The 26,011-nt window shown below is 44.3% G+C and carries 26 protein-coding genes; 11 read left to right on the top strand and 15 right to left on the bottom strand.

Annotation, left to right across the window (positions count from 1 at the left end; all coding sequences use genetic code 11):
- The first annotated feature begins 4 nt into the window (after positions 1 to 4).
- Complete coding sequence (locus KHS38_RS09395; RefSeq protein ID WP_213489043.1) at positions 5 to 1,225, top strand: FtsX-like permease family protein; 1,221 nt, start codon at positions 5 to 7, stop codon at positions 1,223 to 1,225.
- 1 nt (position 1,226) lies between these two features.
- Here the strand turns inward: KHS38_RS09395 and KHS38_RS09390 are convergent, their stop codons facing one another.
- The 4 genes from KHS38_RS09390 to mazG form a co-directional block, all read right to left on the bottom strand.
- Complete coding sequence (locus tag KHS38_RS09390) at positions 1,227 to 2,726, bottom strand: hypothetical protein (RefSeq protein ID WP_213488308.1); 1,500 nt, start codon at positions 2,724 to 2,726, stop codon at positions 1,227 to 1,229.
- The gene (locus tag KHS38_RS09385; RefSeq protein WP_213488307.1) at positions 2,723 to 3,274 is read right to left on the bottom strand and encodes an RNA polymerase sigma factor; all 552 of its coding nucleotides are present in this window, start codon (positions 3,272 to 3,274) and stop codon (positions 2,723 to 2,725) included. The genes KHS38_RS09390 and KHS38_RS09385 overlap by 4 nt, the downstream gene beginning before the upstream one ends.
- 46 nt (positions 3,275 to 3,320) lie before the next feature.
- On the bottom strand, positions 3,321 to 3,755 hold the full coding sequence (locus tag KHS38_RS09380; RefSeq protein ID WP_213488306.1) for a hypothetical protein: 435 nt from the start codon (positions 3,753 to 3,755) through the stop codon (positions 3,321 to 3,323).
- Positions 3,756 to 3,821: 66 nt separating this feature from the next.
- Complete coding sequence (mazG, locus tag KHS38_RS09375) at positions 3,822 to 4,625, bottom strand: nucleoside triphosphate pyrophosphohydrolase (protein WP_213488305.1); 804 nt, start codon at positions 4,623 to 4,625, stop codon at positions 3,822 to 3,824.
- Between the two features lie 226 nt (positions 4,626 to 4,851).
- Here mazG and KHS38_RS09370 point away from each other — a divergent pair, with 226 nt between their 5' ends.
- Positions 4,852 to 5,424, top strand: coding sequence for a hypothetical protein (locus KHS38_RS09370; RefSeq protein ID WP_213488304.1), 573 nt, complete (start codon positions 4,852 to 4,854; stop codon positions 5,422 to 5,424).
- A 117-nt stretch (positions 5,425 to 5,541) separates the two neighbouring features.
- Here the strand turns inward: KHS38_RS09370 and mnmC2 are convergent, their stop codons facing one another.
- The 4 genes from mnmC2 to KHS38_RS09350 all read right to left on the bottom strand — a co-directional run bounded on the left by mnmC2 (position 5,542) and on the right by KHS38_RS09350 (position 9,580).
- A complete protein-coding gene (gene mnmC2, locus KHS38_RS09365) occupies positions 5,542 to 6,222 on the bottom strand; it encodes a tRNA (5-methylaminomethyl-2-thiouridine)(34)-methyltransferase MnmC2 (protein WP_213488303.1) in 681 nt (226 codons plus the stop codon).
- Positions 6,223 to 6,226: 4 nt separating this feature from the next.
- Positions 6,227 to 7,564, bottom strand: a complete 1,338-nt coding sequence (locus KHS38_RS09360) for a rhodanese-like domain-containing protein (RefSeq protein ID WP_213488302.1) — start codon at positions 7,562 to 7,564, stop codon at positions 6,227 to 6,229.
- Between the two features lie 112 nt (positions 7,565 to 7,676).
- Entirely contained in the window at positions 7,677 to 8,513 is an 837-nt protein-coding gene (locus tag KHS38_RS09355) for an aminotransferase class IV (protein ID WP_213488301.1), read from the bottom strand.
- A 20-nt stretch (positions 8,514 to 8,533) separates the two neighbouring features.
- A complete protein-coding gene (locus KHS38_RS09350) occupies positions 8,534 to 9,580 on the bottom strand; it encodes an RluA family pseudouridine synthase (protein ID WP_213488300.1) in 1,047 nt (348 codons plus the stop codon).
- 82 nt (positions 9,581 to 9,662) lie between these two features.
- Between KHS38_RS09350 and KHS38_RS09345 the strand changes: the two genes are divergently transcribed.
- The 3 genes from KHS38_RS09345 (at position 9,663) to KHS38_RS09335 (ending at position 12,700) form a co-directional block, all read left to right on the top strand.
- A complete protein-coding gene (locus KHS38_RS09345; protein ID WP_249665349.1) occupies positions 9,663 to 10,607 on the top strand; it encodes a 1-aminocyclopropane-1-carboxylate deaminase/D-cysteine desulfhydrase in 945 nt (314 codons plus the stop codon).
- Positions 10,608 to 10,752: 145 nt separating this feature from the next.
- A complete protein-coding gene (gene lat, locus KHS38_RS09340; RefSeq protein WP_213488299.1) occupies positions 10,753 to 12,084 on the top strand; it encodes an L-lysine 6-transaminase in 1,332 nt (443 codons plus the stop codon).
- A 190-nt stretch (positions 12,085 to 12,274) separates the two neighbouring features.
- A complete protein-coding gene (locus KHS38_RS09335; protein WP_213488298.1) occupies positions 12,275 to 12,700 on the top strand; it encodes a hypothetical protein in 426 nt (141 codons plus the stop codon).
- A 57-nt stretch (positions 12,701 to 12,757) separates the two neighbouring features.
- On the opposite strand, the gene bshB1 is transcribed toward KHS38_RS09335, so the two are convergent.
- From bshB1 to KHS38_RS09320, 3 genes are read right to left on the bottom strand one after another with little or no spacing between them, the layout of a single operon-like run.
- Entirely contained in the window at positions 12,758 to 13,480 is a 723-nt protein-coding gene (bshB1, locus tag KHS38_RS09330; protein ID WP_213488297.1) for a bacillithiol biosynthesis deacetylase BshB1, read from the bottom strand.
- On the bottom strand, positions 13,474 to 13,998 hold the full coding sequence (locus tag KHS38_RS09325; RefSeq protein ID WP_213488296.1) for a glutathione peroxidase: 525 nt from the start codon (positions 13,996 to 13,998) through the stop codon (positions 13,474 to 13,476). The genes bshB1 and KHS38_RS09325 overlap by 7 nt, the downstream gene beginning before the upstream one ends.
- Positions 13,999 to 14,003: 5 nt before the next feature.
- Positions 14,004 to 14,615 (bottom strand): DUF4294 domain-containing protein, encoded by a 612-nt coding sequence (locus KHS38_RS09320; protein ID WP_213488295.1) that lies wholly within the window; start codon positions 14,613 to 14,615, stop codon positions 14,004 to 14,006.
- Between the two features lie 110 nt (positions 14,616 to 14,725).
- Between KHS38_RS09320 and KHS38_RS09315 the strand changes: the two genes are divergently transcribed.
- From KHS38_RS09315 to KHS38_RS09300, 4 genes are all read left to right on the top strand, one after another.
- Entirely contained in the window at positions 14,726 to 16,957 is a 2,232-nt protein-coding gene (locus KHS38_RS09315; protein WP_213488294.1) for a RelA/SpoT family protein, read from the top strand.
- A 132-nt stretch (positions 16,958 to 17,089) separates the two neighbouring features.
- Positions 17,090 to 17,560 carry a Fur family transcriptional regulator gene (locus KHS38_RS09310; RefSeq protein WP_213488293.1) on the top strand — a complete coding sequence of 157 codons (471 nt, stop codon included), beginning with the start codon at positions 17,090 to 17,092 and terminating at the stop codon, positions 17,558 to 17,560.
- 224 nt (positions 17,561 to 17,784) lie between these two features.
- On the top strand, positions 17,785 to 19,062 hold the full coding sequence (locus KHS38_RS09305; protein WP_213488292.1) for an adenylosuccinate synthase: 1,278 nt from the start codon (positions 17,785 to 17,787) through the stop codon (positions 19,060 to 19,062).
- Between the two features lie 156 nt (positions 19,063 to 19,218).
- Positions 19,219 to 20,490, top strand: a complete 1,272-nt coding sequence (locus KHS38_RS09300) for an anthranilate synthase component I family protein (RefSeq protein ID WP_213488291.1) — start codon at positions 19,219 to 19,221, stop codon at positions 20,488 to 20,490.
- Here the strand turns inward: KHS38_RS09300 and KHS38_RS09295 are convergent.
- The 4 genes from KHS38_RS09295 to nadC are packed head-to-tail and all read right to left on the bottom strand — an operon-like array spanning position 20,483 to position 23,620.
- On the bottom strand, positions 20,483 to 21,208 hold the full coding sequence (locus tag KHS38_RS09295) for a YqjF family protein (protein ID WP_213488290.1): 726 nt from the start codon (positions 21,206 to 21,208) through the stop codon (positions 20,483 to 20,485). The two genes, KHS38_RS09300 and KHS38_RS09295, sit on opposite strands and share 8 nt — an antisense overlap.
- Positions 21,209 to 21,247: 39 nt before the next feature.
- Positions 21,248 to 22,048, bottom strand: coding sequence for a M48 family metallopeptidase (locus KHS38_RS09290; RefSeq protein WP_213488289.1), 801 nt, complete (start codon positions 22,046 to 22,048; stop codon positions 21,248 to 21,250).
- Between the two features lie 22 nt (positions 22,049 to 22,070).
- Positions 22,071 to 22,721, bottom strand: coding sequence for a glycerol-3-phosphate 1-O-acyltransferase PlsY (plsY, locus tag KHS38_RS09285; protein ID WP_213488288.1), 651 nt, complete (start codon positions 22,719 to 22,721; stop codon positions 22,071 to 22,073).
- Positions 22,722 to 22,762: 41 nt separating this feature from the next.
- Positions 22,763 to 23,620 carry a carboxylating nicotinate-nucleotide diphosphorylase gene (nadC, locus tag KHS38_RS09280; protein WP_213488287.1) on the bottom strand — a complete coding sequence of 286 codons (858 nt, stop codon included), beginning with the start codon at positions 23,618 to 23,620 and terminating at the stop codon, positions 22,763 to 22,765.
- A gap of 219 nt (positions 23,621 to 23,839) precedes the next feature.
- Here nadC and gpmI point away from each other — a divergent pair, with 219 nt between their 5' ends.
- Together gpmI and KHS38_RS09270 are read left to right on the top strand one after the other, a co-directional pair.
- Positions 23,840 to 25,363, top strand: a complete 1,524-nt coding sequence (gene gpmI / locus KHS38_RS09275; protein ID WP_213488286.1) for a 2,3-bisphosphoglycerate-independent phosphoglycerate mutase — start codon at positions 23,840 to 23,842, stop codon at positions 25,361 to 25,363.
- Positions 25,350 to 25,895: a hypothetical protein gene (locus KHS38_RS09270; RefSeq protein ID WP_213488285.1), complete on the top strand. Its 546-nt coding sequence runs from the start codon at positions 25,350 to 25,352 to the stop codon at positions 25,893 to 25,895. Before gpmI ends, KHS38_RS09270 begins: the two co-directional genes overlap by 14 nt.
- Positions 25,896 to 26,011 lie beyond the last annotated feature (116 nt).

Below are 26,011 nucleotides of genomic sequence, written 5' to 3'. Positions count from 1 at the left end.
ATCATTGAATTTTTCGTCGTTCATAGCCTCGCGTATTACCTTCCAGTCTAACCGTACCTTCTCTAAACTGAGTGTACGCATAGCCATCGTGGGTATTATGCTGGGATTGAGCGTTATGATCTTATCTGTTGCTATTGTAAAAGGATTTAAGCGCGAGATACAGCAAAAGGTACGCGGCTTTGCCGGCGATATACAGATCACCAAGTTTGACAATAATTTTTCGTACGAGAACACGCCATTCAAAACTGATTTAGCATTTGAACAAAAGGCCAAAGCCCTGCCGCAAATTACCCAGGTGATGCCTTATGCTACCAAGCCGGCCATCATCAAAGCTAATGGCGAAATTGAAGGCGTGGTGCTGAAGGGGGTGGATAAAAGCTATAACTGGACTACTTTTAAACATACGCTGATAGCCGGCAAGGTAATTAACACCGCCGATTCGGTCGCCGCTCAAAAGCAGATCATGATATCGAGCTATACGGCTGCCAGACTAAAGCTGAAAGTGGGCGACGACTTTTTGATGTACTTCATCCAGGAAACATCGCGCAAGCGTAAGTTTACCATTGTAGGTATTTTTAATGTGGGTGTGGAAGAAGTAGATAAAACCTTTGTGATAGGCAACCTATCCATCATTCAACGGCTAAATAACTGGGAATACAACCAGATTGGCGGCTATGAAGTGCAGGTAGCAGATTTTGACAAACGCACTACTGCTTTTGATAAACTGAACAGTGTACTGCCTACCACCCTGCGCGCTTACATGATTGACGACACCTACCCTACCATTTTTGAATGGCTTAAACTGCTGGATGTAAATACCAATGTGATGCTGGCGCTGATGCTGGTGGTAGCCGTTATTAACATGATATCGGCCCTGCTGATTATGATACTGGAACGCACAGCCATGATTGGCATGATGAAAGCCTTAGGAGCAACCAACTGGAGTATACAGAAGATATTTTTGTATAACGCGGCCTACCTTATAGGGCTGGGCTTACTGTTGGGCAACCTGATGGGCATTGGTTTGGGCGTATTTCAGCATTATACCCATATCCTGAAACTGGATCAGGAATCCTATTACATGAGTTTTGTGCCTATTGAGCTAAACACGCTTGATGTTGTTTTGCTGAATGTAGGTACACTGTTCCTCTGCTTGCTGGTATTATTGGTACCCTCTACCTTAGTAAGCAAGATATCGCCCGTTAAGGCCATTCAGTTCAAATAACCTATTTGTTAGATTTCTGGAACCTCAATTTTAAATTCACCCCACCTGCACCGAAACGGATATCCTGCGAGCCTAAGCCACTTAGCGGATATTTAACAAACGGCTCAATAACCAGGCGGTTGCTTTTACCGAGTGGCATACCCACCCCAACGGCTACGTTAAGCGTACGGGCAAAATCAAACCGGCTAAAGCTGGTGCTGCTGCTGGCATCAGGGATAGCTTCGCTGCTTAAGCCAAAGGCATTCTGCAAACTGTTATCGTATTGATAACGATAGGTTTCATTAATAAAGGTGCTTGAACTTAAACCAGCCGAAATGTAGCTGTCCGTCTTTTTCGGGTTAAACTCATATTTTAGGTTGATAGGTACATCCAAACCGGTTAAACTTACATTATAGCCTTTTACCGAAACACTGGACACGCCATTGCGTGGTGCAAACTCAGAAATTTTATTAGGCAACACCGCATTCATGGTGCTTACATCAGCATTGAGCCTACTGGCCTGTATAGCTGCAGTTCGCAAACCGGGTTGTGTTGGCTCAGCGTTATAATCTAGCTTATTTTGGGCAATGGCTAAACCGGTTGATAGCTTGAGGTTGCCTACCAAACGTATGTCTGACGTGAAGCCTGCACCAATATTAGCCTGTGTACTGCTGCCTTTGGCGTAGTTTACGTAAGTAGCCGCATACACACTATAGATAATGCGTTTTTCAGCATCTGTCTTTTTATCATCCTTCGGCTTGTTAGCCCGCTCCTGCGCTTCACGTGCAAACAGATCGTTCATGCCCGGCTTTTTAAAAATACTTTGGGCTGATGAATCTTTTTGTATCGTAGCAGCTAAAACTTGTTTTACTTTTTCCAGAGCTTCAAAATCGCTGGGCTCTTTGCCTGCAGCTTGCTGACCGTTAACTGTTGCAGGAACCTTATTTCCTGCTAAGCCATTATTTACCGACTGATTAGTTGCGGAGCCTGGTGTTGAAATATCTGCTGCTAAGGGAGGAAGACTGGGATTATTTAACTTAGCATAAGTTCTATCATCCGCTATTTCAGCTACACTGCCCGGCCATCTAACATCCAACCGTTTTTTGTTTGCATAAAGTGACTTTTGCCCTGGCACATCCGCATCAAGGCTTTGCGGCTGATTACCTGCAAAGGTTTCCGTTGGTGATGGAACCGGCTTTTGAGTAACAGAATCATCCGGCAACTGCGGCAACTTGTTGTTAACTGCCGGCAATTGATTTGACGGTTTTACAGGCTTTACAGCGAGCTGATTTTCATTAGCTTGACGTTTGCTAAGCCATAAACCAAACATACAAAGCAATAAAAGAACAGCTGCGGCTGCGCCACGCCATACCCATACGCCGATGATGCGGCGTTCTTTTTGTGGCGGAAATTTTTCACGAAGCATAAGCCAGCCTTCATCAGCTGCTGTGGTATCTTCCTCATAATGGTCAAATACCTCGCTGATGCGCTTTCTTAATTCATCGTCCAGCTCTTCGTTCATGGCTTTAATATTTCTATGTTTAAAGCTTTTCTCAATTTCTCTTTAGCCCTGCTTAAGTACACCCTTGATGAGCTTGCCGGGATAGATAACATTATGGCAATTTCATCATGGTTATAACCATCAATTTCATACAGGTTGAAAATAGCCCGCTGTACAGCCGGCAACGTTTTCATCATTTTTAATATATCCTGTGCGTTAAGTGCGTCTACCGCGGTATGTGTGTGGCCTATATGACCGGCATCTTCAATATCCGTATGTAACTGATATTTCAGATCCTTGCGCCTGCGGTCAATAGCCGTATTGATAACCACACGGCGCAGCCATGCTTTAAACGGACGCTCGGTGTTATAGGTTGTAATGGTATTGAATACTTTGATAAAAGCATCGTTTACCACCTCCAAAGCATCATCCCGACTGATACTGTAACGCAAGCTTACCCCCATAGCATAGCCATAGAACCGCTTATAAAGCTGTTCCTGCGCTTTCAGGCTGCCTTTTTGACAATGCTGAATTATTTCTAATTCAGCATTGCTATTAAGTTGATGCATTCAGGAGATAAGTTGATTCAGGTTATCAACGATTGATGTAAAAGTGTTATTTCTTCAAGTCGTAAAAATGCACCAGTGTATCAGTTTGTGCCAATACTTGCAATCTGGTACCATCATATTGGTACCTGAAAATGCCTGCCAGATGTATTTTTGGCAACTTGGTTATATCCTTAGTGTTTGCAGGCACTGTTGCATCCTGAAACTGCATATAAGCACCGTCATAAGCAAAAGGGCCTTTACTGCCGGCATGTTTGGTTGTATCGCCAGTTACAGCAAAGTTGTTGCCGGTAAGTGTAAGGTTCAGGTTAATTTTAGTTGTATCCCAAACCTGTTTGGAATTTACCACACGTGGGTTTCTCAATTTCAGGAAGGTTCCGCTGAAAGCACCCTGTGGCTGTACAGGCGGCGGGATATCTTCTGTTTTTGAACATCCGGCAGCCAGGCCTAACACAATTGGTAAAGCATAAAGTAATCTTTTCATAAAGTCAGTATTTTATAACATTACGTATATTCTGTTGCGTGCGTAACACCATTAACCTAAAAAATTTTACAGCAACTTTGCTTCGTTCCAGTACACATCCATCTCGGCCAGGGTCATATCCTGCAGCTGCTTGCCCTGCTCGCGTGCACGGTTCTCCAGATGCTGAAAACGCTTAATAAATTTCCGGTTGGTTTTTTCCAAAGCATCTTCGGGGTTAATATTGATGAAACGCGCATAGTTGATGAGTGAGAACAGCAGGTCGCCAAATTCTCCTTCGGCTTTTTCACGGTCAATGGCTTCGTTGCTTTCGGTATTGTATTCCGCTTTGAACTCCTGCATCTCCTCTTCTACCTTTTCCCACACCTGTTCCTTATTTTCCCAATCAAAGCCTACACCCCGCACTTTCTCCTGTATGCGGGCCGCTTTTACCAATGCAGGCAACGAAGCAGGCACACCGCCAAGTACAGATTTATTACCTTCCTTTAGCTTAATTTGCTCCCAGTTGCGTTTCACATCTTCCTCGTCGTTCACGTCAACATTGCTGTAAATATGAGGGTGGCGGTTAATTAGTTTATCGCAAATACCGTTTAGCACATCAGTTACAGTAAACTGATTGGTTTCGGAAGCAATGCGGGCATAGAAAACCAGGTGCAGCATAATATCACCTAGCTCTTTGCGTATTTCGTCCATATCGCCATCCAGTATGGCGTCTGATAGTTCGTAGGTTTCTTCAATAGTGAGGTGGCGCAGGCTTTCCATGGTCTGCTTTTTATCCCATGGACAGTTTTCGCGCAAATCGTTCATGATGGTTAGCAAGCGTTCAAAAGCTGCTGATGAGTTATGGGCCGTTACCGGCGCTATGATTGCCATAAGTATTTGTTTTATGCAAAATTACGGAATGCAAAGTTAGCCAAACCATTCGTCGCATAACTTAGTGCATTTAAATCAGATTTAAATGCACTAAGTTAATTGTATCTTTATCCTGTTCACCACATCGAGAGGTGGCGAGTATGGTATTTTTTTATAACTGAAATACTTTCTAATCTACAATGCGAAACTTATTTCAACCAAGCCTAACACTTCTTCTAATTATCAAATGAAAAAATTCATAATCTTCTTTTCGCTGGTAGTAGCTACCTTAAATGCTTTTTGCCAGAACAGCATCCCGGAAACGAACAAGCAGCGCCCCAACCGCATTAACTTTACTGATAAACCAGGAAGTTTTATAAGAAAGGATCGCATTAATTACCTTACAATAGGTGAGCTTTTTTTTGAGACATTCACCGTAACCGATTTAGCCAGCAACCACACTTTTATTGAATTAGACATTAAGGGAAGTAAGGGCGAAAAAATTGTATCAACCTTTAATGCAGCTTTATATGCAGATGAATTAGTTGATTTTTTAAAGGTATACGATTATATAGCCACTAATGTCATTAAAACGGATGCCGCTAAAAACTTTGTTGATTTTCAGTATGAAAGCCGCAGCGGCTTCCGATTTGGTACCTGCGGGAAAGAATATAGCCCCTGGACAAGTAAAAGGAAATGGACAGCATACGTACAGTTTGATAAATACACTGACTCTTCTACTTTTTATATTGGCTTCGATGCCTTGTCGAAATTAAAAGACATGATTGTGATAGCTCAATCCAAAAATCAAGTTCCCTAATTAAGCTGGATATAAACAGCATCTTTAATAAAAAAAGCAGAAACTTATTTTTGAATGAGCTTAAGCTCGTCGGCCGCACTTTCAGAAGAATGTGTAAATGATATTAAAGCTAATTATCTACACTGGCTTTATCGCGCGTAGCATTTCGCGTTTGCCAGGTGCACCGGGCGCTTTTTGCACCTGCAAGCCTAATGCTTTAAGCTGCCGCTTTAAATTGCCGGTAATAGCATAAGTAACAAACACGCCCCCCGGTTTCATGAACTGAACTGTGTGCTGTATGGCCTGCTCGTTCCACATTTCGGGTTGATGAATGGCGGCAAAGGCATCAAAGTAAACTACATCATATAATTGTTCTGATTTAAACTCGAGTAATTGGCAATGTGCTGTTTGCAATCGGCAATGATCATTTACGGCAACAAGCTGCTGCAAAGATTGCTGATACTGCTGTAAAAACGATTGCCATACGGGCGCGGATACATAGGCATCATACCCTGTTTGGCTAATCATTTCCTGGCTTAAAGGATAGGCTTCAATACCTGTATAATTGAGCCTTACTTCGTGGGCAGTACAAAAATCGGCGCTGATCAAAAAGTTCAGGCCGGTGCCCAGCCCTACTTCCAATACAGCCACTTCGGTAGCTTCGCTGCCAGCCAGAAAGTAGCGTAAACCTGAGTTCAAAAACACATGCTGGCTCTCTTGCAATGCACCGTGACGCGAATGATAATTTTCGCCCACTTGTGCATTAAATATGGTTTTAGAGCCATCGCCAGTAGTTACAATGGATAAGTTACTGCTCATAAATTTAAACTGCAAATTCCACCACAACCTCACCAAGATCGTACACCGGTACGGTTTTAATTTTGGCAGCAACAATGCTTCGGCCTGCGGCTGAGCGGTATCCAGCAGCACAATGCACTACAATAGGTTTGTCGGCAGGTATCTCGTCCAAGCGATTACGCAGTTCGGGTAGCGGAATAGTAAGAGCGTTATCGAACAACAGCTTTTGGTTAATCTCGTTCCAATTCCGTGCATCAATAATGGTATAATTTTCGGTATGAGCTTTAAAATCATCCAGATGCAGCTCGGCTGCTTGCTCGGTGGCTGTAGCCGGAGTTAACAACGCACCTTTGATTTGCGCCTCATAACCAATTTTAGCCGCACGCTTAATAGCCGTACTAAGGCTTTCCTCATCAGCTGCAACCAGGTAGTAAGGTTCGTTAGGGTTCACCACTGCACCTAACCAGGTTTCAAATTTACCTTTCAATTGCAGGTTTATAGAATCCGAAACATGGCCCTGATTAAATTCAGCCTTCGGGCGGGTATCAATTACAACTATCCCCTCTTGCAACACCGCATCTGCCTGTAAGCGTGGCACGGCATTAATACTTTGCTGATAAGCCGGCGCACCTTGCTTGTTAAGTTCCACATCAAAACCGAAATAGTGCGGCACAAAAGGCTGATCCGTAGTGAGCGTTTGCACAAATTTCAGCTCGTCCATCAATTGCAGTGCATAATTTTCGCGCATCTCTCGGCCAATGGTGCTGTGCAAATCGGGGCTCATGTTTTTACCGCAGAGTGAACCTGGACCATGCGCCGGATAAACGGTTACATCTTCGGGCAGGGTCATCAATTTTTGGCGGGTTGATTGGTACATCTGGCGGGCCAGATCTTCTTTCTTGGCGGTAATATTACCTACCTCTTCACGCAGATCAGGACGGCCAACATCACCAACAAATAGTGTATCGCCGGTAAATATGGCTGTGTCTGTACCGCTTTCATCTTCAACCAGGATGCAAATAGAATCCGGCGAGTGACCAGGGGTATTAATTGCTTTCAACCTAATGTCGGTCAGTTCTATCACATCGCCGTCATCAAAAGTTTGATGCGGGTATGCAGCGCCCAGCAGGTGGCTGGCATAGATTGTAGCGCCGGTGGTTTCATGTATTTCCAGATGCGAACTTACAAAATCAGCATGCGGGTGCGTTTCAATCACGCCAACAATATCGGCCTCGTGCAGCGTTGCAAAATCATAATAAGGTTGTGGATCGCGTGCCGGATCAACTACTATCATTTGGCCTGCCCGTATAATAGCATACGATGCATGCGCCAGATCGGTATCATAAAACTGGTGAATCAACATGGTGCGGCAAAGATAGGAATTGTGATTGAGATGCCCGCCCCGCTTATTTGCGCATCAGGCAAGATATGACTTTCAGATAGCGCACAAGCTTATCAGAAATTGATGAACGGAACTACATCGTATTCAGTTCATCAATCAAATCCTTGCTCAGCTTATTAAAATAACGCTTTACACCATATCCCATCACCCACTGTATGCCCTTGGTGGCATTAGTAAGGAAAACCTCATCAGCCTCGTTTAATATATCGGGGTTGATTTGAGCTTCCGTTACCGGGATGTCGCGCTCTACAGCCGAGTCAATAATTACCTGGCGCATTACACCAGCCACACAACCTTCGCTCAAAGCCGGTGTGTACAGATGATTATCATACCACACAAACACGTTAGAGCTCAATGCTTCGCACAGGAAACCATGCTGGTTTAAAATAAATACATCATCCAGCCGGTGCTGCATTTTATATACGCCGGCCATTACATAGAGCAGTGAGTTGCATGTTTTATGGTTAGAAAGATAATTGATGGGCTTCAATAACTCATTATAAACATTCATGATAACACCGCGGTGGTTTAACTGGTAGGCCAGCCCCTGATCAGGCTCCAACTCCATACACCACCCCGAGCGGTTATCATTAGGTGTGTACAGCCCTCCGGCATCACGGTATACGGTTAATCGTATACGGCCTTGTTTTACTTTATTCCATATGGCCAGTTCTTCGGCCTTTTCTTTCAAAAACCAGGCATCCAGGTTAGAGTAACCATCCATCTTGAGGTCGCGCATGCCGTTTTGCAAACGGTTGGCGTGCAAATCGGCAAATTTAAGCTGGCCATTTACCAGCCGCATGCTTTCAAACAAACCATCGCCATATTTAAAGGCCCGGTTACTGATGGTCAGCATAGCGGTATCGGCCGGTACCACTTCACCGTTAAAATTTATAAAAGAAGGCATCATGCGATAGTGTTAACAATAGTTCAAGCGTTTTGCTCTGTACCGGCGCTAATATATTTCCGCCATTTTTGTAAAACGGCTTCAAAATCGGCAGGCATAGGCGCCTCAAAGTAAATATATTTCCGTGTGGTTGGGTGCACAAACCCCAAAGTTTGCGCATGCAGTGCCTGCCGTGGCATTAATTCAAAGCAGTTTTCAATAAATTGTTTGTATTTGGTAAAGGTGGTACCCTTTATGATTTTATCGCCGCCGTAAGTTGCATCACTAAATAACGGATGACCGATGTGTTTCATATGCGCGCGTATCTGGTGAGTACGACCGGTTTCGAGCTGGCACTCAATCAAGGTTACGTAGCCGAACCGCTCCAAAACTTTGTAATGCGTAACCGACCATTTACCTTTTTCCGGATCATCATAAATAGACATTACGCGCCTGTCGTTCACGCTGCGGCCTATGTATCCGGTAACTGTCCCGTCCTGCTCCAGGTCGCCCCACGCCAATGCTATATACTTACGGGTAATGGTGTGCTCAAAAAACTGGCGTGCCAGCCAGGCCATAGCCCGCTCATTTTTACTGATGAGCAGCAGGCCTGATGTGTCTTTATCGATACGGTGCACCAGGCCGGGCCTGCCATCATTGCCGGGCATAGTAGGCAGCTGCTGAAAGTGGTATACCAGGCCATTTACCAGCGTGCCGGTATAGTTATTATAACCGGGATGTACCACCAAACCGGCAGGCTTGTTCACAATCAGCACATCATCATCCTCATAGGTAATATCCAACGGAATGTTTTCAGGATAAACTTCCGTATCACGCGGCGGGTGCGGTAATACAACCGATATAACATCCTGCGGTTTAACTTTATAACTCGCTTTAATTTGCTTATCGTTCACCAGCACGTTGCCCAGATCAATCGCATTTTGTATGCGGTTGCGCGAGGCGTTTTCCGTGCGGTGCATCAAAAATTTATCTATACGAAGCAACGACTGGCCTTTATCCACCACAATGCGCATGTGTTCATAAAGGTCCTGCTCTTCGTTCTCGTTCAATACAGTATCAGAAGATATCATTAAGGCAAAAATACAGGTTTTTATATGGTAGTACAGCTATCTAACGGTTTTATTGCGGTGGTTAGCATCTATTGTTTGATTAATGAGCGCACTCAGCAATGAGTATAAATACAAGATGTTAAATTTGCACATGCAAATTGCCCTCGAAATATTTAGCCCCATACACCCCTGGCAACACCCGATGTTTGCCCAAAAAGAGCTGAATGTTTTCATTAAGCGCGATGATCTGATACATCCCTTAATATCGGGAAATAAGTGGCGTAAGCTGAAATATGTATTGCTAAAGGCACAGGCCGAGGGTAAAACCCACCTGGTTACCTTTGGCGGCGCTTTTTCCAACCATTTGCTGGCAACTGCGGCTGCAGCGGCCCGTTTCGGCTTTAAAGCAACCGGCTTTGTGCGTGGTGAGGAGGTACAGAACGATACGCTTTTTTTATGCCGGCTGCATGGCATGCAATTAATTTTTGTAAGCCGGGACGCCTACCGAAATAAGCCGGAGCTTTTTCAGCAATATTTTGGACAGGATGAGCAGGCTTTTTTTGTGGATGAAGGCGGCGCATCGGTAGAAGGCACTCAAGGCTGTGCCGAGCTAATTACTGAACTACCCACCCAATATGATCATATTTTTTGCGCCTGCGGCACGGGTACCACAGCAGCCGGCATTATCAAAGGCTTGCAACAGCATCAATTACCAAGCGCCTTTCATGCTGTACCGGTTTTTAAGAACGGAGAATTTATGCGCAATGAGATTGATCGTTTTTTAACTGTACCGGCACCCTACCATTTACATACTGATTATCATTTTGGCGGCTATGCCAAAACCACACCCGAACTGATAAGTTTTGTTAAAGACTTTGTATCATCAACCGGGATACTCATTGAGCCGGTTTACACCGGGAAAATGTTATATGCGTTGCACAACCTTGCATCCAAAGATTACTTTGCACCTGGCAGTAGCATTTTGGCCATACATAGCGGCGGCATATGGGGCTTACTGGGCATGAAAGATAAATTTGCAGGTTCTTAAATATTACGGCCAGTGGCATTTGTCTTAAGCTAAAAAACCTGATATTGCGTTAATAATATCATAGCAATTACTTTCCAATTATTTCATTTGCCGGCCTTCATAAAGAGGCGGGGCTTTACTTACTTTTACTTAAAACTGCTGAATAATGAGTACCATGCCGATCACGCCGCAAAACGTACAATCCGTATTAAAGAAGCACTTAATTGCCGACGGGTTTGACCTGACCTTTGACATGGAAAAGAGCCAGGGTGTATATATTTACGACTCAAAACATGACCGTACCCTGCTCGACTTTTTTACATGCTTCGCCTCCGTGCCTTTGGGCTATAATCACCCTGCCCTGTTAAACGATGAAGCATTTAAGAAAGACCTGATGCTGGCGGCGTTAACCAACCCATCCAACTCAGATATTTTCACTACACAATACGCCCGTTTTGTTGACACCTTCAGTCGGATAGGTATCCCTGATTATTTACCGCATGCTTTTTTTGTGGCAGGTGGCGGCCCGGCCATTGAGAACGCCTTGAAAACAGCGATGGACTGGAAGGTGCAAAAAAACTTCAAAAAGGGTTACAGTTACGAAAAAGGCTTTAAAGTATTGCACTTTGAGCACGCATTTCATGGCCGTTTGGGATATACCATGAGCCTGACTAATACCCTACCGGTAAAAACGAAATGGTATGCCAAATTTGACTGGCCGCGCGTATCTCACCCTACTATTCAATTCCCGTTAACTGACGATAATATGGAGGATTTGCTACGCCGCGAAGCTAACAGCATTGCGGAAATTAAGCAGGCCTTTGCCAATAACCAGGATGATATTTGTGCCATCATTATTGAACCGGTACAGGCCGAGGGCGGTGATAACCATGTTCGTACCGAATTTATGGAACAGCTGCGCCAACTGGCCGACGAGAACGAGGCGATGCTGATTTACGATGAAGTGCAAACCGGTGTGGGCCTGAGCGGTAAGTTTTGGTGCTACGAACATTTTGGCGAAAAAGCCCGTCCTGATATTATTGCCTTTGGTAAAAAGATGCAGGTATGTGGTATACTGGCCAGCACACGTGTGGATGAAAACGAAGAGAATGTATTTAATGTATCCTCACGTATTAACTCTACCTGGGGCGGCAGCCTGGTGGATATGGTAAGGATTACCAAAATTTTAGAAGTAATGGAGCAGGATGATCTTTGCAACTATGCCGCACAAATGGGAACTTACCTGCAAAGCCAACTGTTGCAACTGGCTGATAAGCACCCTCAAATCAGCAATATACGCGGCAAGGGGCTGCTATCTGCCTTTGACTTTCCAGATAAAGAAACGCGCGACCTGTTTATTAAAAAAGGCATTGAGCATAACGCAATGTTTTTGGGTTGCGCCCAAAAAACCATCCGTTTCAGGCCTGCGTTAATTATGCAGAAAGAAGATATCAACGCCGGTATAAGTATTATGGACGAGGTATTGAAAGCTTTATAGCTTGTAATAATATGGTTACACGGCTCATTTATTAACTATTAGACAACCTTTTTTTATTGATAATATAATATAATTGTCCTGTTACGTTAATAATAGTAACAGCGTATTATTATCATATTACGCAAATGATATCAACTGCAATACTTGCAATGATATACGGATAGTTAAAGCAAAATCTACTAAGTAAAAAATGAGCAAACAAACTGAGAAATTGAAAAAACAGCTTCTCGAGCTTTCTGATGTTATTAACGTATTCCAATCTGAAGCGGTACAGGTAAAAATAATAGACAGACTACTCGACACAATACTGGATGGGGATAAAGAGGGCGATGATGTTTCGCACAAAAGAGTAAAAGGATCGGTAAACCAGCGCGATGCTGAACAAGGTATTAAAAAGCCAGGTGCCACTAAGGTGCTGAACCAATTACTAAGCACTACATTTTTTGATGAGCCACACTCTATTGCTGACATTGCCAGCCATTGTAAAGAAGAATTCGGTTCGGAATTTAAAACGTCGGAGTTATCAGGCATCCTGCTAAAACTGGCAAACGAGAACAAGCTTCGCCGTGAGCGCAGCCACGAGAACAACCGCTTTGAGTATGTAAAAGCATCTTAAACAACAAAAGCCCTTTGCATAAGCAGGGCTTTTGTTGTTTTAAGACAGTATCAATAGCTAACGCAAATCGAATAAGTTATCTACACCTAAAATCTTTCGGGAAGTAAAGCCTTCGGCATATTTTGCTTGGATGCTACGGCCAAACTCGCGGGCACGAGCCTCTACATTATGCACAAATTCGGGGGTAGAAATGTAGGTTTGGGGTTCGTCCTTCCAATCAGGGTTGTAAAATTGCGAACTGTAAGCCATCACACTTTCAATTTTTGTATTCATGTAGTCGGTAATATCAACCACCACATCGGGCTTAATGTAAGTATCCTGTACAAAATGCAGTACTTGCTTAGGTCGCCAAGCTTCCTGCACCTGCCCCTCATTCAAAGTTTCTATTTTACGCAGGCCCGACAAAAAGCATGATGCTTCAACCAGTTCACTTGCCCGGCCATGATCCGGATGGCGGTCATGATAAGCGTTAGTAATTATAATTTCGGGCTGGTACCGGCGAATCACTTCTATCACCTTAAGCTGGTATTCGGGTGTGTTCTGGAAAAAGCCATCCGGTATACCAAGGTTTTCCCTTACGGCCAAACCCAAGATCTCAGCCGCCCTGGCAGCCTCCTGCGCACGTATCTCGGCAGATCCGCGGGTGCCTAATTCGCCCTGGGTTAAATCTACAATGCCACATTTTTTACCAATGGCATTATGTTTCAGCAACGTTCCGGCACAACCAAGTTCGGCATCGTCGGGATGTACGGCCAAAACCAGTATATCGAGTTTTAACATGCTTGTGTGTGAATTTCGGGCTGCTCGGCAATTAACTGAGCAATACGCCTTTTTAAGCGGGCTGCCGTAGGCTTGGTAAACGGATAAAAGTAATCGATCACTTCGCCATTACGGTTAATGAGGTATTTGTGAAAGTTCCAGAGCGGTGCCGATTGCACTTTGCCATTCTGCTTTTTGCTGCCCAAAAATTTAAATAACGGGTGAGCATCTTCGCCTTTAACTTTTACCTTACCAAAAACCGGGAAATGAGCGCCAAAGTTTATTTTACAAAACTTACCGATCGAACTGCCATCAAGCGGTTCCTGGCGGCCAAAATCGTTAGAGGGGAATGCTAATATTTCAAAATCCTGCCCTTCAAACTCGTTCCTCAAATCCTCCAGCTGCTTAAGTTGCGGAGTAAAACCGCATTGTGATGCGGTATTAACAATTAACAGAACCTTATCCCGGTAATTGTTTAAATTGATTTCTTCACCGTTCAGCTTGGTAACGCTAAAGCGGTAAATACTATGTTCGTCCATGTACACTAATATCTGTTAGCATAGTAACCGGCTTGCCGCAGTATCGCTTCAATATCGCGCTCCTGCTCCGGATCGTATGTTTCCTTTAAATTGTGGCCAAATATACGAGCTACAGATTGAAACATAAAGGCATGAAACCCACCTTTTAATTGTTTGGCCAATTCATAGCTGGTGGTTCCGGTTTCGCGATCAATTAATTTGATCAGAATTTCACCTTGTGATATGGTCAGATTCTTAACCTCACGGTTAAAAAGCTCCTTTACCTGTTTCTCGCAATTCTTAACCATTTCCTTTTGCTTGCCCTTGTCAGAGGTAGTAGCCAGATCGCGTTGCAGCTGACGGTATTTATCGCCTGCAATACGGGCATAAGGTATAACTTTGTAAACGTTATACTTTAAACGGTTGTAAGCACGGCGGTCGTCCTCACTGGCAAAAATGCGCACATCAACAATGTTTACATCCTGACCAACAATCCACGGTACCAGTTCGCCGTCAAGCTCTGTCATGTACGTTTTAATGGTATCATTTTTGCCCATCTTAACGCGGGAAAGCTTGGTTTGCGACATGCCCTGAACTGCAATACAGCAAAGAAATAGTAAAAAAGCAATAATTTTCATATATTTACTGTAAGACAAAATTAACGCAATTTTCCGGTGTTTTTTCCTATTACGGGCAATAAAATTTATTTATTGACCGATTATGATACATAGATAACAAAATATTATAAATGAAAGAGTTAGTGATTGATCTGGAAGCGGAAAAAGCGGAGATACTGAAGAGATACCGGGCCTTGCTGCGTGCATCCAAATCAACGCTGCAAAAAGGTGACAAACGCATGATCCGGAAGGCTTTTGAAATAGCTGTTGAAAGCCATAAAGACATGCGCCGTAAATCGGGCGAGCCTTACATATACCACCCTATTGCCGTAGCGCAAATAGCTGCTGAAGAGATCGGTCTGGGTACTACCTCCATTGTGTGTGCCCTGTTGCATGATGTTGTTGAAGATACCGATGTTACCCTTGACGATATTGAGAGAGAATTTGGCAAAAAGGTAGCAAAAATTATAGACGGCCTTACCAAAATTTCGGGCGTTTTTGATACCAACAGCTCCCTGCAGGCCGAAAACTTCAGGAAGATGCTGCTCACGCTGGCCGATGACGTGCGTGTGATATTGATTAAGCTGGCCGACCGCCTGCACAATATGCGCACCATGGAGTTTATGCCGCGCGATAAGCAGCTGAAGCTATCATCAGAAACCGTATACCTTTACGCTCCGCTGGCGCACAGGCTGGGGCTGTATGCCATAAAGTCAGAACTGGAAGATCTTTCCATGAAATACATGGAGCGGGAAACCTACCAGTTTATTAAAAAGAAACTAAACGAGAAAAAGGCCGAGCGGGAAAAATTCATTGCCGATTTTATTGGACCAGTAAAGAAAGTATTGGAAGAGCAAGGGCTGCATGCTGATATTTTTGGCCGGCCAAAATCCATACACTCCATCTGGAATAAGATGAAGAAAAAGGCTATTCCTTTTGAGGAGGTGTATGATTTGTTCGCCATTCGAGTTATATTAGATAGCCCGCCTGAGCAGGAAAAGTCCGACTCCTGGAAGGCTTACTCCATTGTTACGGACCTATACCGCCCTAACCCCGACCGCTTACGCGATTGGATATCCTCACCCAAAGCCAACGGTTACGAATCGTTGCACACTACGGTGATGGGGCCACGCGGCCAATGGGTGGAAGTGCAAATACGCACCAAGCGAATGAACGAGATTGCCGAAAAGGGTTTCGCCGCACACTGGAAATACAAAGAATCATCATCAGACAGTGGCTTGGACCAGTGGATAAACAAGGTGCGTGAATTATTGCGCAACCCGGACAGCAACGCGCTCGACTTTTTGGATGATTTTAAGATGAACTTGTTTTCTGACGAGATTTTCATCTTTACACCCAAAGGTGCGCTCATTCAGCTGCCATCCAACGCTACGGCGCTTGATTTTGCTTTCGAGATTCACTCCGATGTGGGTGCCACTTGTATAGGCGCCAAGGTAAACCACAAGCTGGTGCCGCTAAGCTATAACCTGCAAAACGGCGATCAGGTAGAGATTATCACCTCCAGCAAGCAAACGCCTAAAGAGGATTGGCTCAACTTTGTGGTGACGGCTAAAGCGAAAGCTAAAATCAAATCATCTTTAAAAGAAGAGAAACGACGCATTGCCGAAGACGGTAAAGAGATACTGGAACGTAAGCTAAAATCATTAAAGATCACTTACAATACCGATAATATCCAGAAACTGACCTTCTATTTCAAGCTTCCTACCTCGCAGGACTTGTTTTATAATGTAGCCAAAGGCATTATTGACCTGAAAGACCTGAAAGAGTACCAGGCATCCGAAAGGGTAATTGAGAACAAGCCGCAGGATAAAATTGAGCAGGAACAGGTGCAAAGCTTACTGCGCAATATCAAAGCTAAGGACAGCGATATACTGTTGATTGGCGAAGATATGCAGAAGATAGATTACAAACTGGCATCCTGCTGCAACCCAATTCCGGGCGATGATGTATTTGGTTTTATCACCGTTAACGAAGGCATTAAAATACACCGCACCAACTGCCCTAACGCGGCTAAGCTGATGGCCAACTATGGTTACCGTATTGTAAAAGCCCGCTGGACAACACAGCATGAACTGGCGTTTTTAACCGGCTTACGCATTAAGGGTATTGACGATGTGGGTTTGATCAACAAACTGACCACCGTAATATCGAACGACTTTAAGGTAAACATGCGGTCGATCACCGTGGATAGCGATAACGGTATTTTTGAAGGCACCATTATGGTGTATGTAAATGATACCGAACATCTGGATAATCTGATCAAAAAGCTGAAACAGGTTAAAGGCATCACCTCCGTAACCCGCTTTGATTCGGCCTCTGCCTCTTTTGAAAAAGCATCCTGAAAAGTCAGAGCTGAGAGCTAAGAACCAAGAGCTAAGGTATATCATTTTAGCATCATCTTGGTTCCTGGCTCTTTGCTCTTGCTTCTCTATTCCACTATAAATTCTTAACTTTGATGCTTTAAGTATTATACTATGCCTCAACAGGAAACCATTGATATGGTTAAAAAGATTTTCGAGGCGTATCTCGAAAATAAAAGTTTAAGAAAAACACCTGAGCGCTTTGCGATTCTCGAGGAAATTTACTCGCGCAGCGATCACTTCGATGTGGAATCATTGTATATCCACATGAAAAATAAGAAGTACCGTGTAAGCCGGGCCACGGTTTACAACACGCTCGAACTGCTGGTATCGTGCGATTTGGTGACCAAGCACCAGTTCGGCAAAAACATGGCCCAGTTCGAAAAATCATACGGTTACAAACAGCACGATCATATTATTTGCATTGACTGCGGTAAAGTGGTGGAGTTTTGCGACCCACGAATTCAGCAGATACAAAGCATGATGGGCGAATTGTTAAAATTTGACATCAAACACCACTCTTTGAATTTGTACGGCAACTGCAGCAAATTGAAAGAAGGGCATTGCGACAGAAAGATATCTTAAGCCGCGGTTTTAACGGCCAGATATTCTGTGCATAATATTTTATTGACAGATACTATTATAATCTTACTTTTGCAGCTTTGTAAAAGTTGGATATCACTTAATTATAACAAATAGGTCATGCCGGATTTGCTTCGGCATCCCACACCAGGTGAAGCAGCACAAACAGTTGCTCATTGCGTGAGATGCCGGACTGAATTCGGCATGATGATTTTAAAAAAATTCAAATGGCTGTTGATGTATTATTAGGCCTCCAGTGGGGCGACGAAGGCAAAGGAAAGATTGTTGACGTACTGAGCGCTGGTTATGATCTGATTGCCCGCTTTCAGGGCGGTCCGAACGCCGGGCACACTTTAGAGTTTGACGGTAAAAAGTTTGTACTGAATACCATCCCTTCAGGCATCTTTTTTGAAAACACCATGAACCTGATTGGCAATGGTGTGGTGATTGACCCAATTACCCTGAAAAAAGAGCTGGACAAGCTGAAAGATGCCGGTCATGACCTGTTAGCCAAAGGTAACCTGATGATTGCCAAAAAGGCTCACCTGATTTTACCTACCCACCAATTGCTGGATGCCGCTTCTGAAAAGAAAATGGGCGAAGGCAAGATTGGTTCGACCCTAAAAGGTATTGGCCCAACTTATATGGACAAAACCGGCCGTAATGGTTTACGCGTAGGCGACATTACCCTACCCGATTTTAAAGAGCGTTACCAAAAACTGGTTGCCAAACATACATCCATGCTGCAATCGCTTTATGGCGAAGTAGTTGATTTTAGCGAACGCGAACAGGCATTTTTTGAAGCTATTGAATTGATCAGCAAATTCCAGTTGGTAGATTCAGAACACCTGGTAAACGATTACCTGAAACAAGGTAAAAAAGTACTGGCTGAAGGTGCTCAGGGCGCCATGCTGGATATCGACTTTGGTTCTTATCCTTTTGTTACTTCATCCAACACCACCACTGCCGGTGCCTGCACCGGTTTAGGTATTGCACCACGTGAAATTGGCGAGGTGATTGGTATTTTTAAAGCATACTGTACCCGTGTAGGTGGTGGCCCCTTCCCTACCGAACTGGATAATGAGTTAGGCGAAGAGCTGCGCCAGCTGGGCCATGAATTTGGTGCCACTACTGGTCGCCCGCGCCGTACCGGCTGGGTAGATTTGCCAGCCCTGAAATACGCCATTATGCTGAACGGCGTTACCCAACTGGTAATGACCAAAGCGGATGTATTGAGCGGCTTCGAAAAGATTTACGTGTGTACACATTACAACTATCAAGGCGAAACCATTGATTATATGCCATATGATATCTGCACCGTAAAACCAGAACCAGTACTGAAAGAGATTGAAGGCTGGCATGAAGATTTAACCGGCATTACCGAAACCTCGCAAATTCCGGCTAAGCTACAGGCATACATTGCTTTCCTGGAGCAGGAAGTTGGTGTACCGGTGAAATATTTATCTGTTGGGCCGGACAGAAAGCAAACTTTGGTTTTGCAATAAATCATTTCGTCATTGCGCACGATAACGTGGCAATCCCATTACTGGTATAGCGACGAGATTGCCAGATCGTTATCACGCCTAGCAGTGACACTTTTATAAAATAAGAAAGGCCGGAAAGTATCCGGCCTTTTGTGGTAAAGAGGTAATTTTGTCTCCATGGTTTTTGAAGTTCTGGATATTGGGTTATTTAAACAAAGAGCACTACAGTGGGCCAACACCTTTGAGGTGGCCTGCTACCTGGATTCCAATAACTTCAAAAACAAACACAGCAAATTTGATACACTGATTGCCGTAGGCGCGTGTGAAGAAGTTACCGCCCCGGCGGGACAAGCATTTGACGCACTGCAACAATTCAGGCAAAAGCATACAGGTTGGATAACTGGATTTTTTGGCTACGATTTAAAGAACGAAGTTGAAGACCTTAGCTCCACTAATCCCGATCACCTGCAATTTCCTGACCTTTACTTTTTTGCGCCGCTGCATTTGCTTATCATTCGCGGCACCCAGGTTGAAGTTATTACCGATGAGCCGGAAGCTATTGTTGCAATTATTGAGCAACAAGTGATAGGCCAGCCGCAATTCAACATAAACATTCAATTGCAGGCCCGTTTCAACCATAACGAGTACCTAACCACTTTTGAAAATATTAAGCAACATATTGCGCGGGGCGATATTTATGTAACCAATTTTTGCCAGGAGTTTTTTGCAGATGATGCAGATATCAGCCCATTGCAACTATTCCTATTGCTTAACCAAGCATCTCCTAACCCATTCGCATGCTTTTTTAAGCACTACCGGCAATACATTTTATGCGCCTCGCCCGAGCGCTTTTTAGCTAAGCGTGGGAACCAGCTTTTATCACAACCTATTAAAGGAACTGCCCGGCGCGGACAAACAGCTCAGGAAGACGAAACCATCAAGCAACGGTTGCGACAAAACATAAAAGAGCAGCAGGAAAACGTAATGGTGGTGGATTTGGTGCGTAATGACCTGACTAAATCGGCCAAACGCGGTACAGTGCAAACCGAAGAGCTATTTGGCATCTATAGCTTTAAGCAGGTGCATCAAATGATATCCACAATAACCTGTGAGCTGGATGACAGCATTACAGCCATTGAGGCTATTAAAAACACTTTCCCGATGGGTAGCATGACGGGCGCACCTAAGCTAAAAGCCATGCAACTAATGGAACAATACGAGCGCTCACGCCGCGGCGTATACTCAGGCGCTGTTGGCTATTTGAGTCCGGATGACGATTTTGATTTTAATGTAGTGATACGCAGCTTGTTTTATAACGCAGCCAACCGCTACCTCTCCTTCCAGGTTGGCAGTGCCATAACCTACAATGCTGTTGCTGGGCAGGAGTATGATGAATGCCTGTTGAAAGCACAGGCCATATTGCAGGTATTAGGTGCTCAGATTACTTGATCCTGATCTTTTGCGCCACTCTTACCACCACATCCGATCCTTTAGCAAAGAACGCAGAATAAGGTTGCTTTAGAAACGGTTCAAACTCTTTACCATACAAGGCCGCAACATCCGCATCAAATATGGAACTGCTAACTGGCGACACCTGCCAGGGTATATGCTCTACCGCATATTCCAGTGTGGTATTCTTATTAATTTGGTTATAGCCCCAGTAATGCTCAAAAATGAATTCTTCCGGACTGGTCGGGTCAATCGGTACAAATTCATTGCTGATGGTAGCCCCCAGTTTATTCCAACGGCCATTCAGTTTCCACTCATACAAATACGCAGCATGGCCGCTATCTAACAATGTTACCGAATCCCGCATAGGCATGGCCTTGTAATGCTCATTATATAGGTTATTAGCAATAATAGGGATGATGGCCTTAGGTGCAATTTCGCTGATAAATACGGCGCCCCGTTTCCACTCCTTGCCGTCAAAGTGCTTTACATAAAAGCGCAGGTTTACCTCCTCAAAATTAATGTGCCAGGGCCAGCGCACACCCAAAACTCGGGTATCCAAAAACATAAACCCAACCATGCTTACCAATGCCTTGCCCTGCCATAAATCCAGCTCGGTTGCTGCCGGCAAATAAGGTTTCAGTATATCAGGATCAACCTCATAGTTCAGCATGATCAGATCATGCCACTTGGCTTGTAGGAATTTAACTTTTGACATAAAAAAATCCCGCCGGTTTTACGGGCGGGATAAAGTAAGTTATTTTTTATAATATTTCATGGCTTCCGGCAGCCTTGCCTGTATATCCGCTATACGGCGCTGATCGGAAGGGTGCGTGCTCAGAAACTCGGGCTGTGATTGTCCGTTGCTTTGGGCAGCCATACGTTGCCAAAAAGATACAGCGGCATGCGGATCATAACCCGCCATTGCCATAAAAGTTAAGCCCAAACGGTCGGCTTCTGATTCCTGGCTACGGCCATAGTGTAATAGCGCTAACTGGCTGCCGGTACCGTAAAGCTGGCTGGTTAATTTAACCAGTGGTGATGCGGTGTTGTTAGAAGCCACACCAACAGCCGTACCCAAGCCCTGGGCCACGTACTCCTGCGAGATACGCTCGGCAGAGTGACGGGCAATAGCGTGGCCAATTTCGTGGCCCATTACGGTAGCTAAACCTGCATCGTCTTTTGTGATAGGCAATATACCGCTGTAAACGGCTACTTTGCCACCGGGCATACACCACGCGTTTACCTCTTTACTTTGAATCAGGTTAAATTCCCACTGAAAATTATACTGGTCGCCATAACCATTTTGCTTTAGGTAACGCTGAATTGCAGCGGCCAGTTGATTGCCCACACGCTTTACACGTTGCGCATCCGCACTGCTACTGATAACAGTAGTTTTAGGATCGGTTAAGAGTTGCCTGTAACTTTGCGCTGCTGATTGATTTACCTGATCATCGCTAACGGCCAGAAACTGTTTACGACCAGTTAAAGGTACAGTTGAGCAGGAAAAAAATACAACGGCGGCTAAAATTGCTAATAGTAGTTTTGATGCTTTCATAATAGGTGTTAAATGTATTTCGTTAAGCAGCAGCCTTGCTTTTAAACAAATTCACTTTTGATTCTGTGCCTTTCAGCAACCGCTCAATGTTTTTCTGGTGAGTTACCAAAATAAGCACGCAAATGCACATTCCGTAAATAATTACCGATTTGATATAAACCGGAAATATAAACGTTACGCCGATGGGATACATAAAACCGGCGACGATGGAACTTAGCGACACATATCTGGTTATCAGCAAAACAACAATAAATACCCCCACACAAAGCAATGCTGCCTGCAAGTTGATAGCTAAAACCATTCCAAACAAGCTGGCAATTCCCTTACCTCCTCTAAAACCAGCAAAAACCGGGAACAGATGGCCCATTACAGCGGTAACCCCCAGTGCCAGTTCGTAATTCACAAAGGCCGCAGAGTGGTGGTTGCCTGTGGTAGATACCCCGATAAGATAAGCCAGGTTAGTGGCCGTCCACCCTTTTAAAATATCAATAAGCATTACCGGTATACCGGCTTTTTTTCCGAGCACCCTGAAGGTGTTGGTTGCACCGGCATTGCCGCTGCCATATTCGCGAACATCTATTCCATAAAAGGCCTGTCCAATCCAAACCGCAGTTGGAATAGAGCCGAATAAGTAAGCAAGTATCAGAACCAGGACAGAATAGATTGAAATCATTTCAGCACAATAATACTAAATGGATATGGTAATTGTTTGTTTTACTGTTTAAACGCTTTTAAGCTTAAATCCAAACTTTTTACCGAATGTGTTAATGCGCCTACAGATATATAGTCAACTCCGGTTTCGGCATAGCTGCGAATGGTATCAGCGGTAATACCGCCCGATGCCTCGGTGGCATAACGCCCGCCAATCAGCTCAACCGCTTTTTTCAAGTCGGCCACACTGAAATTATCAAGCATAATACGATCAATACCACCGGTTTGCAATGCCTCTTCCAGCTCGTCAAAGTTTCTTACCTCAATCTCAACCGCCAGCTGTTTGCCGTTCGCTTGCTGATATTGTTGCGTATTCTGGATCGCATTTTTGATACCGCCCGAATAATCTACATGGTTATCCTTAATCAGGATCATGTCATATAAGCCAAAACGGTGGTTAACGCCGCCGCCAATCTCAACCGCCCATTTTTCAAAATAGCGGAAGCCGGGCGTAGTTTTGCGGGTATCTAATACGCGGGTGTTGGTGCCTTTTAATGATTCAACAATATCATGAGTGCGGGTAGCAATGCCCGACATACGCTGCATGCAATTGAGCACCAGCCGCTCGGCCTTCAAAATGCTGTGTACGCTGCCTTCCACTTCAAAAGCTACATCGCCATTTTTTACGTTGGCACCATCCTGTAAAAAGATGTTCAGCTTCAGGTTAGCGTCTATAACTTTAAATATTTCGATAGCCAGTTTCACTCCGGCCAGTATGCCGTTATCTTTTATCAGCAGGCGTGCTTTGCCGTTAGTGCCTTGTGGTATAGTGGCCAGCGAAGTATGATCGCCATCCCCTACATCCTCGGCCAAAGTGTCTTTTATAAACTGATGTACAAGTTCTGTATCCAATGTATTCATTTTTCGAGGTTCAAAAGTAAAAACAATTGGCGATTATTTAGTTTTTGATAAAATAACATATACGTTACGTGTATAGTTCATGGTTAACGTTCATAAGGTAAGCCTGCATCATGACTTCCTGTTTCAGAAGAAGGGAACTTTATTATTATAACCTATCATCAATGCACGGTGAACTCATAAAGAACTAATGAACATAATAATAAAATATATATTTGCACTGTGGAACAACAAAAGAAACTCGCCTTATTGATACTGGACGGCTGGGGATACGGTCGTCAGGACAGTTCGAACGCCATCTACTCGGCCAATACGCCATTTTTTGATTCGCTGCTGGAGAAATATCCAAACTCCAAGCTGGTTGCCTCCGGTACTGCCGTGGGTTTGCCTGAAGGACAAATGGGTAACTCAGAAGTAGGTCACATGAACCTGGGTGCAGGCCGCATCGTGTACCAGGAGCTGGGCCGCATCCATAAAGCGGTTGACGACCACGAACTACCTAACAACCCTGTAATTAAAGATGCTTTTGAATATGCAAAAGCTAACAATAAGAATGTACACTTCATTGGCCTGGTATCTGATGGTGGCGTACACTCACACATAAATCACCTGAAAGGCTTGTGCGATGCTGCGACAGAGCACGGCCTGGAAAATGTTTTCATTCACGCCTTTTTGGATGGACGTGATACCGACCCTAACTCGGGCATCGTTTACATTACCGATCTGGAGTTATACATTAGCCAGCTTCCGGTTAAACTGGTATCGGCTATTGGCCGCTATTACGCCATGGACCGCGACAACCGCTGGGAGCGTGTAAAACTGGCTTATGACCTGATGGTAAACGGCGAAGGCCGTCCGGCCATGAACATGATCGAAGCTATTAAAGAATCATATGCCGAAGGTGTTACCGATGAGTTTGTTCAGCCGATTATCCGTACCGATGTAAACGGCCAGCCTATAGCCACCATTAAAGATGGTGATGTGGTGATCTGCTTTAATTTCCGTACCGATCGTGGCCGCGAAATTACTGTAGCTCTAACCCAAAAAGCTTTCCCGGAGCAAAACATGCACCCGCTTAACCTGCGCTATATTACCATGACGCCTTATGATGAGACGTTTAAAAATGTACAGGTTATTTTCAATAAAGAAGATCTTACACAAACTATAGGTGAAATTTTGCAGGATGCCGGCAAGACTCAAATACGTATTGCCGAAACAGAAAAGTATCCGCACGTTACCTTCTTCTTTTCGGGTGGGCGTGAAAAGGAATTTGTGAACGAAAAACGGATCATGATTCCTTCACCTAAAGTAGCTACTTACGATTTACAGCCCGAAATGAGCGCCGAGGGTATACGCGATGCCATTTTACCTGAACTGCAAAGCCGCTGGGCCGATTTTATCTGCCTTAACTTTGCCAATACCGATATGGTAGGCCACACCGGCGTATTTGAAGCTGTTGTAAAAGCTGCCGAAACAGTAGATGCCTGTGTAAAAACATTGGTTGAAACCGGCATACAAAATGGTTACTCTTTCATCATCATTGCCGACCACGGTAATGCCGACTACATGGTGAACGAAGATGGCTCACCAAACACGGCGCACAGTACTAACCTGGTACCTTGTATTGTGATTGACAAAGATGTTACTGCCGTGAAAGATGGCAAATTGGGCGACATTGCCCCTACGGTATTAAACTTATTAGGTGTGGAAATACCTAAGGCCATGACAGGAGATGTACTGGTATAAACGTTTGTTTACATACAGCATACTGTTCACGCTATCCGGCTTGTATTCGTGCAAGCCGGATATCCGTGAAACCGGTGCTTCCCTAAAATACTTCGACTTAAAAAAGTTTATTCAGGCTGATACAGCCCGGTTAAACAGCTTGCGTCCGCTGGTTACCAAAACCGTGGCCCATAATCACGAAACAGCTCAAACACTTCAACTCCGCATCAGTAACTGGGGTCGCGAACTGGACTTGTTTGCTGCTTCGGATATCAACAAGCCTGCCTGGCGCGAAAGCTATACCATTGAACAGGCTGGCGACTCGGTGGTATACACAGCCAAAGATTCTAAACTGACTACCCGCCGCATGGTAATTCAAAAAGCCGGCAACGCAGTTAAAAAGATAGCCATCCAGAATTACTCTCATAATATCCTTTACCAGGCAACCGAAAAGCTGGTTTACTATCCCGATTCGTTGTATCTGATTGACAAATTGCAGCAGGTAAGGTTTCTGGGCGACAATCAGTATGTAATTAAAGGGAAGATTAAGTAGATATTCTCACTTGAGGCTTTTTGAACTTCTATTAGTTGAATATACCTCTTATAGTCTGCTCATTGCCGTATAGGAATACTTCTTTCCAATATCTTATTTTGTATCTAAAAGCAACA

Origin of the sequence: Mucilaginibacter sp. Bleaf8, from assembly GCF_018390515.1 — a bacterium.
GTDB lineage: Bacteria > Bacteroidota > Bacteroidia > Sphingobacteriales > Sphingobacteriaceae > Mucilaginibacter.
Note: the sequence above shows the minus strand (reverse complement) of the source record. Positions and strands in the feature narration are given on the sequence as shown.

Bases quoted from the DNA above. Each gene is read 5' to 3' on its own strand.
- KHS38_RS09390 (WP_213488308.1), bottom strand. From the start codon at position 2,726: ATGAACGAAGAGCTGGACGATGAATTAAGAAAGCGCATCAGCGAGGTA.
- KHS38_RS09385 (WP_213488307.1), bottom strand. From the start codon at position 3,274: ATGCATCAACTTAATAGCAATGCTGAATTAGAAATAATTCAGCATTGT.
- KHS38_RS09380 (WP_213488306.1), bottom strand. From the start codon at position 3,755: ATGAAAAGATTACTTTATGCTTTACCAATTGTGTTAGGCCTGGCTGCC.
- mazG (WP_213488305.1), bottom strand. From the start codon at position 4,625: ATGGCAATCATAGCGCCGGTAACGGCCCATAACTCATCAGCAGCTTTT.
- KHS38_RS09370 (WP_213488304.1), top strand. From the start codon at position 4,852: ATGAAAAAATTCATAATCTTCTTTTCGCTGGTAGTAGCTACCTTAAAT.
- mnmC2 (WP_213488303.1), bottom strand. From the start codon at position 6,222: ATGAGCAGTAACTTATCCATTGTAACTACTGGCGATGGCTCTAAAACC.
- KHS38_RS09360 (WP_213488302.1), bottom strand. From the start codon at position 7,564: ATGTTGATTCACCAGTTTTATGATACCGATCTGGCGCATGCATCGTAT.
- KHS38_RS09355 (WP_213488301.1), bottom strand. From the start codon at position 8,513: ATGATGCCTTCTTTTATAAATTTTAACGGTGAAGTGGTACCGGCCGAT.
- KHS38_RS09350 (WP_213488300.1), bottom strand. From the start codon at position 9,580: ATGATATCTTCTGATACTGTATTGAACGAGAACGAAGAGCAGGACCTT.
- KHS38_RS09345 (WP_249665349.1), top strand. From the start codon at position 9,663: ATGAGCGCACTCAGCAATGAGTATAAATACAAGATGTTAAATTTGCAC.
- lat (WP_213488299.1), top strand. From the start codon at position 10,753: ATGAGTACCATGCCGATCACGCCGCAAAACGTACAATCCGTATTAAAG.
- KHS38_RS09335 (WP_213488298.1), top strand. From the start codon at position 12,275: ATGAGCAAACAAACTGAGAAATTGAAAAAACAGCTTCTCGAGCTTTCT.
- bshB1 (WP_213488297.1), bottom strand. From the start codon at position 13,480: ATGTTAAAACTCGATATACTGGTTTTGGCCGTACATCCCGACGATGCC.
- KHS38_RS09325 (WP_213488296.1), bottom strand. From the start codon at position 13,998: ATGGACGAACATAGTATTTACCGCTTTAGCGTTACCAAGCTGAACGGT.
- KHS38_RS09320 (WP_213488295.1), bottom strand. From the start codon at position 14,615: ATGAAAATTATTGCTTTTTTACTATTTCTTTGCTGTATTGCAGTTCAG.
- KHS38_RS09315 (WP_213488294.1), top strand. From the start codon at position 14,726: ATGAAAGAGTTAGTGATTGATCTGGAAGCGGAAAAAGCGGAGATACTG.
- KHS38_RS09310 (WP_213488293.1), top strand. From the start codon at position 17,090: ATGCCTCAACAGGAAACCATTGATATGGTTAAAAAGATTTTCGAGGCG.
- KHS38_RS09305 (WP_213488292.1), top strand. From the start codon at position 17,785: ATGGCTGTTGATGTATTATTAGGCCTCCAGTGGGGCGACGAAGGCAAA.
- KHS38_RS09300 (WP_213488291.1), top strand. From the start codon at position 19,219: ATGGTTTTTGAAGTTCTGGATATTGGGTTATTTAAACAAAGAGCACTA.
- KHS38_RS09295 (WP_213488290.1), bottom strand. From the start codon at position 21,208: ATGTCAAAAGTTAAATTCCTACAAGCCAAGTGGCATGATCTGATCATG.
- KHS38_RS09290 (WP_213488289.1), bottom strand. From the start codon at position 22,048: ATGAAAGCATCAAAACTACTATTAGCAATTTTAGCCGCCGTTGTATTT.
- plsY (WP_213488288.1), bottom strand. From the start codon at position 22,721: ATGATTTCAATCTATTCTGTCCTGGTTCTGATACTTGCTTACTTATTC.
- nadC (WP_213488287.1), bottom strand. From the start codon at position 23,620: ATGAATACATTGGATACAGAACTTGTACATCAGTTTATAAAAGACACT.
- KHS38_RS09270 (WP_213488285.1), top strand. From the start codon at position 25,350: ATGTACTGGTATAAACGTTTGTTTACATACAGCATACTGTTCACGCTA.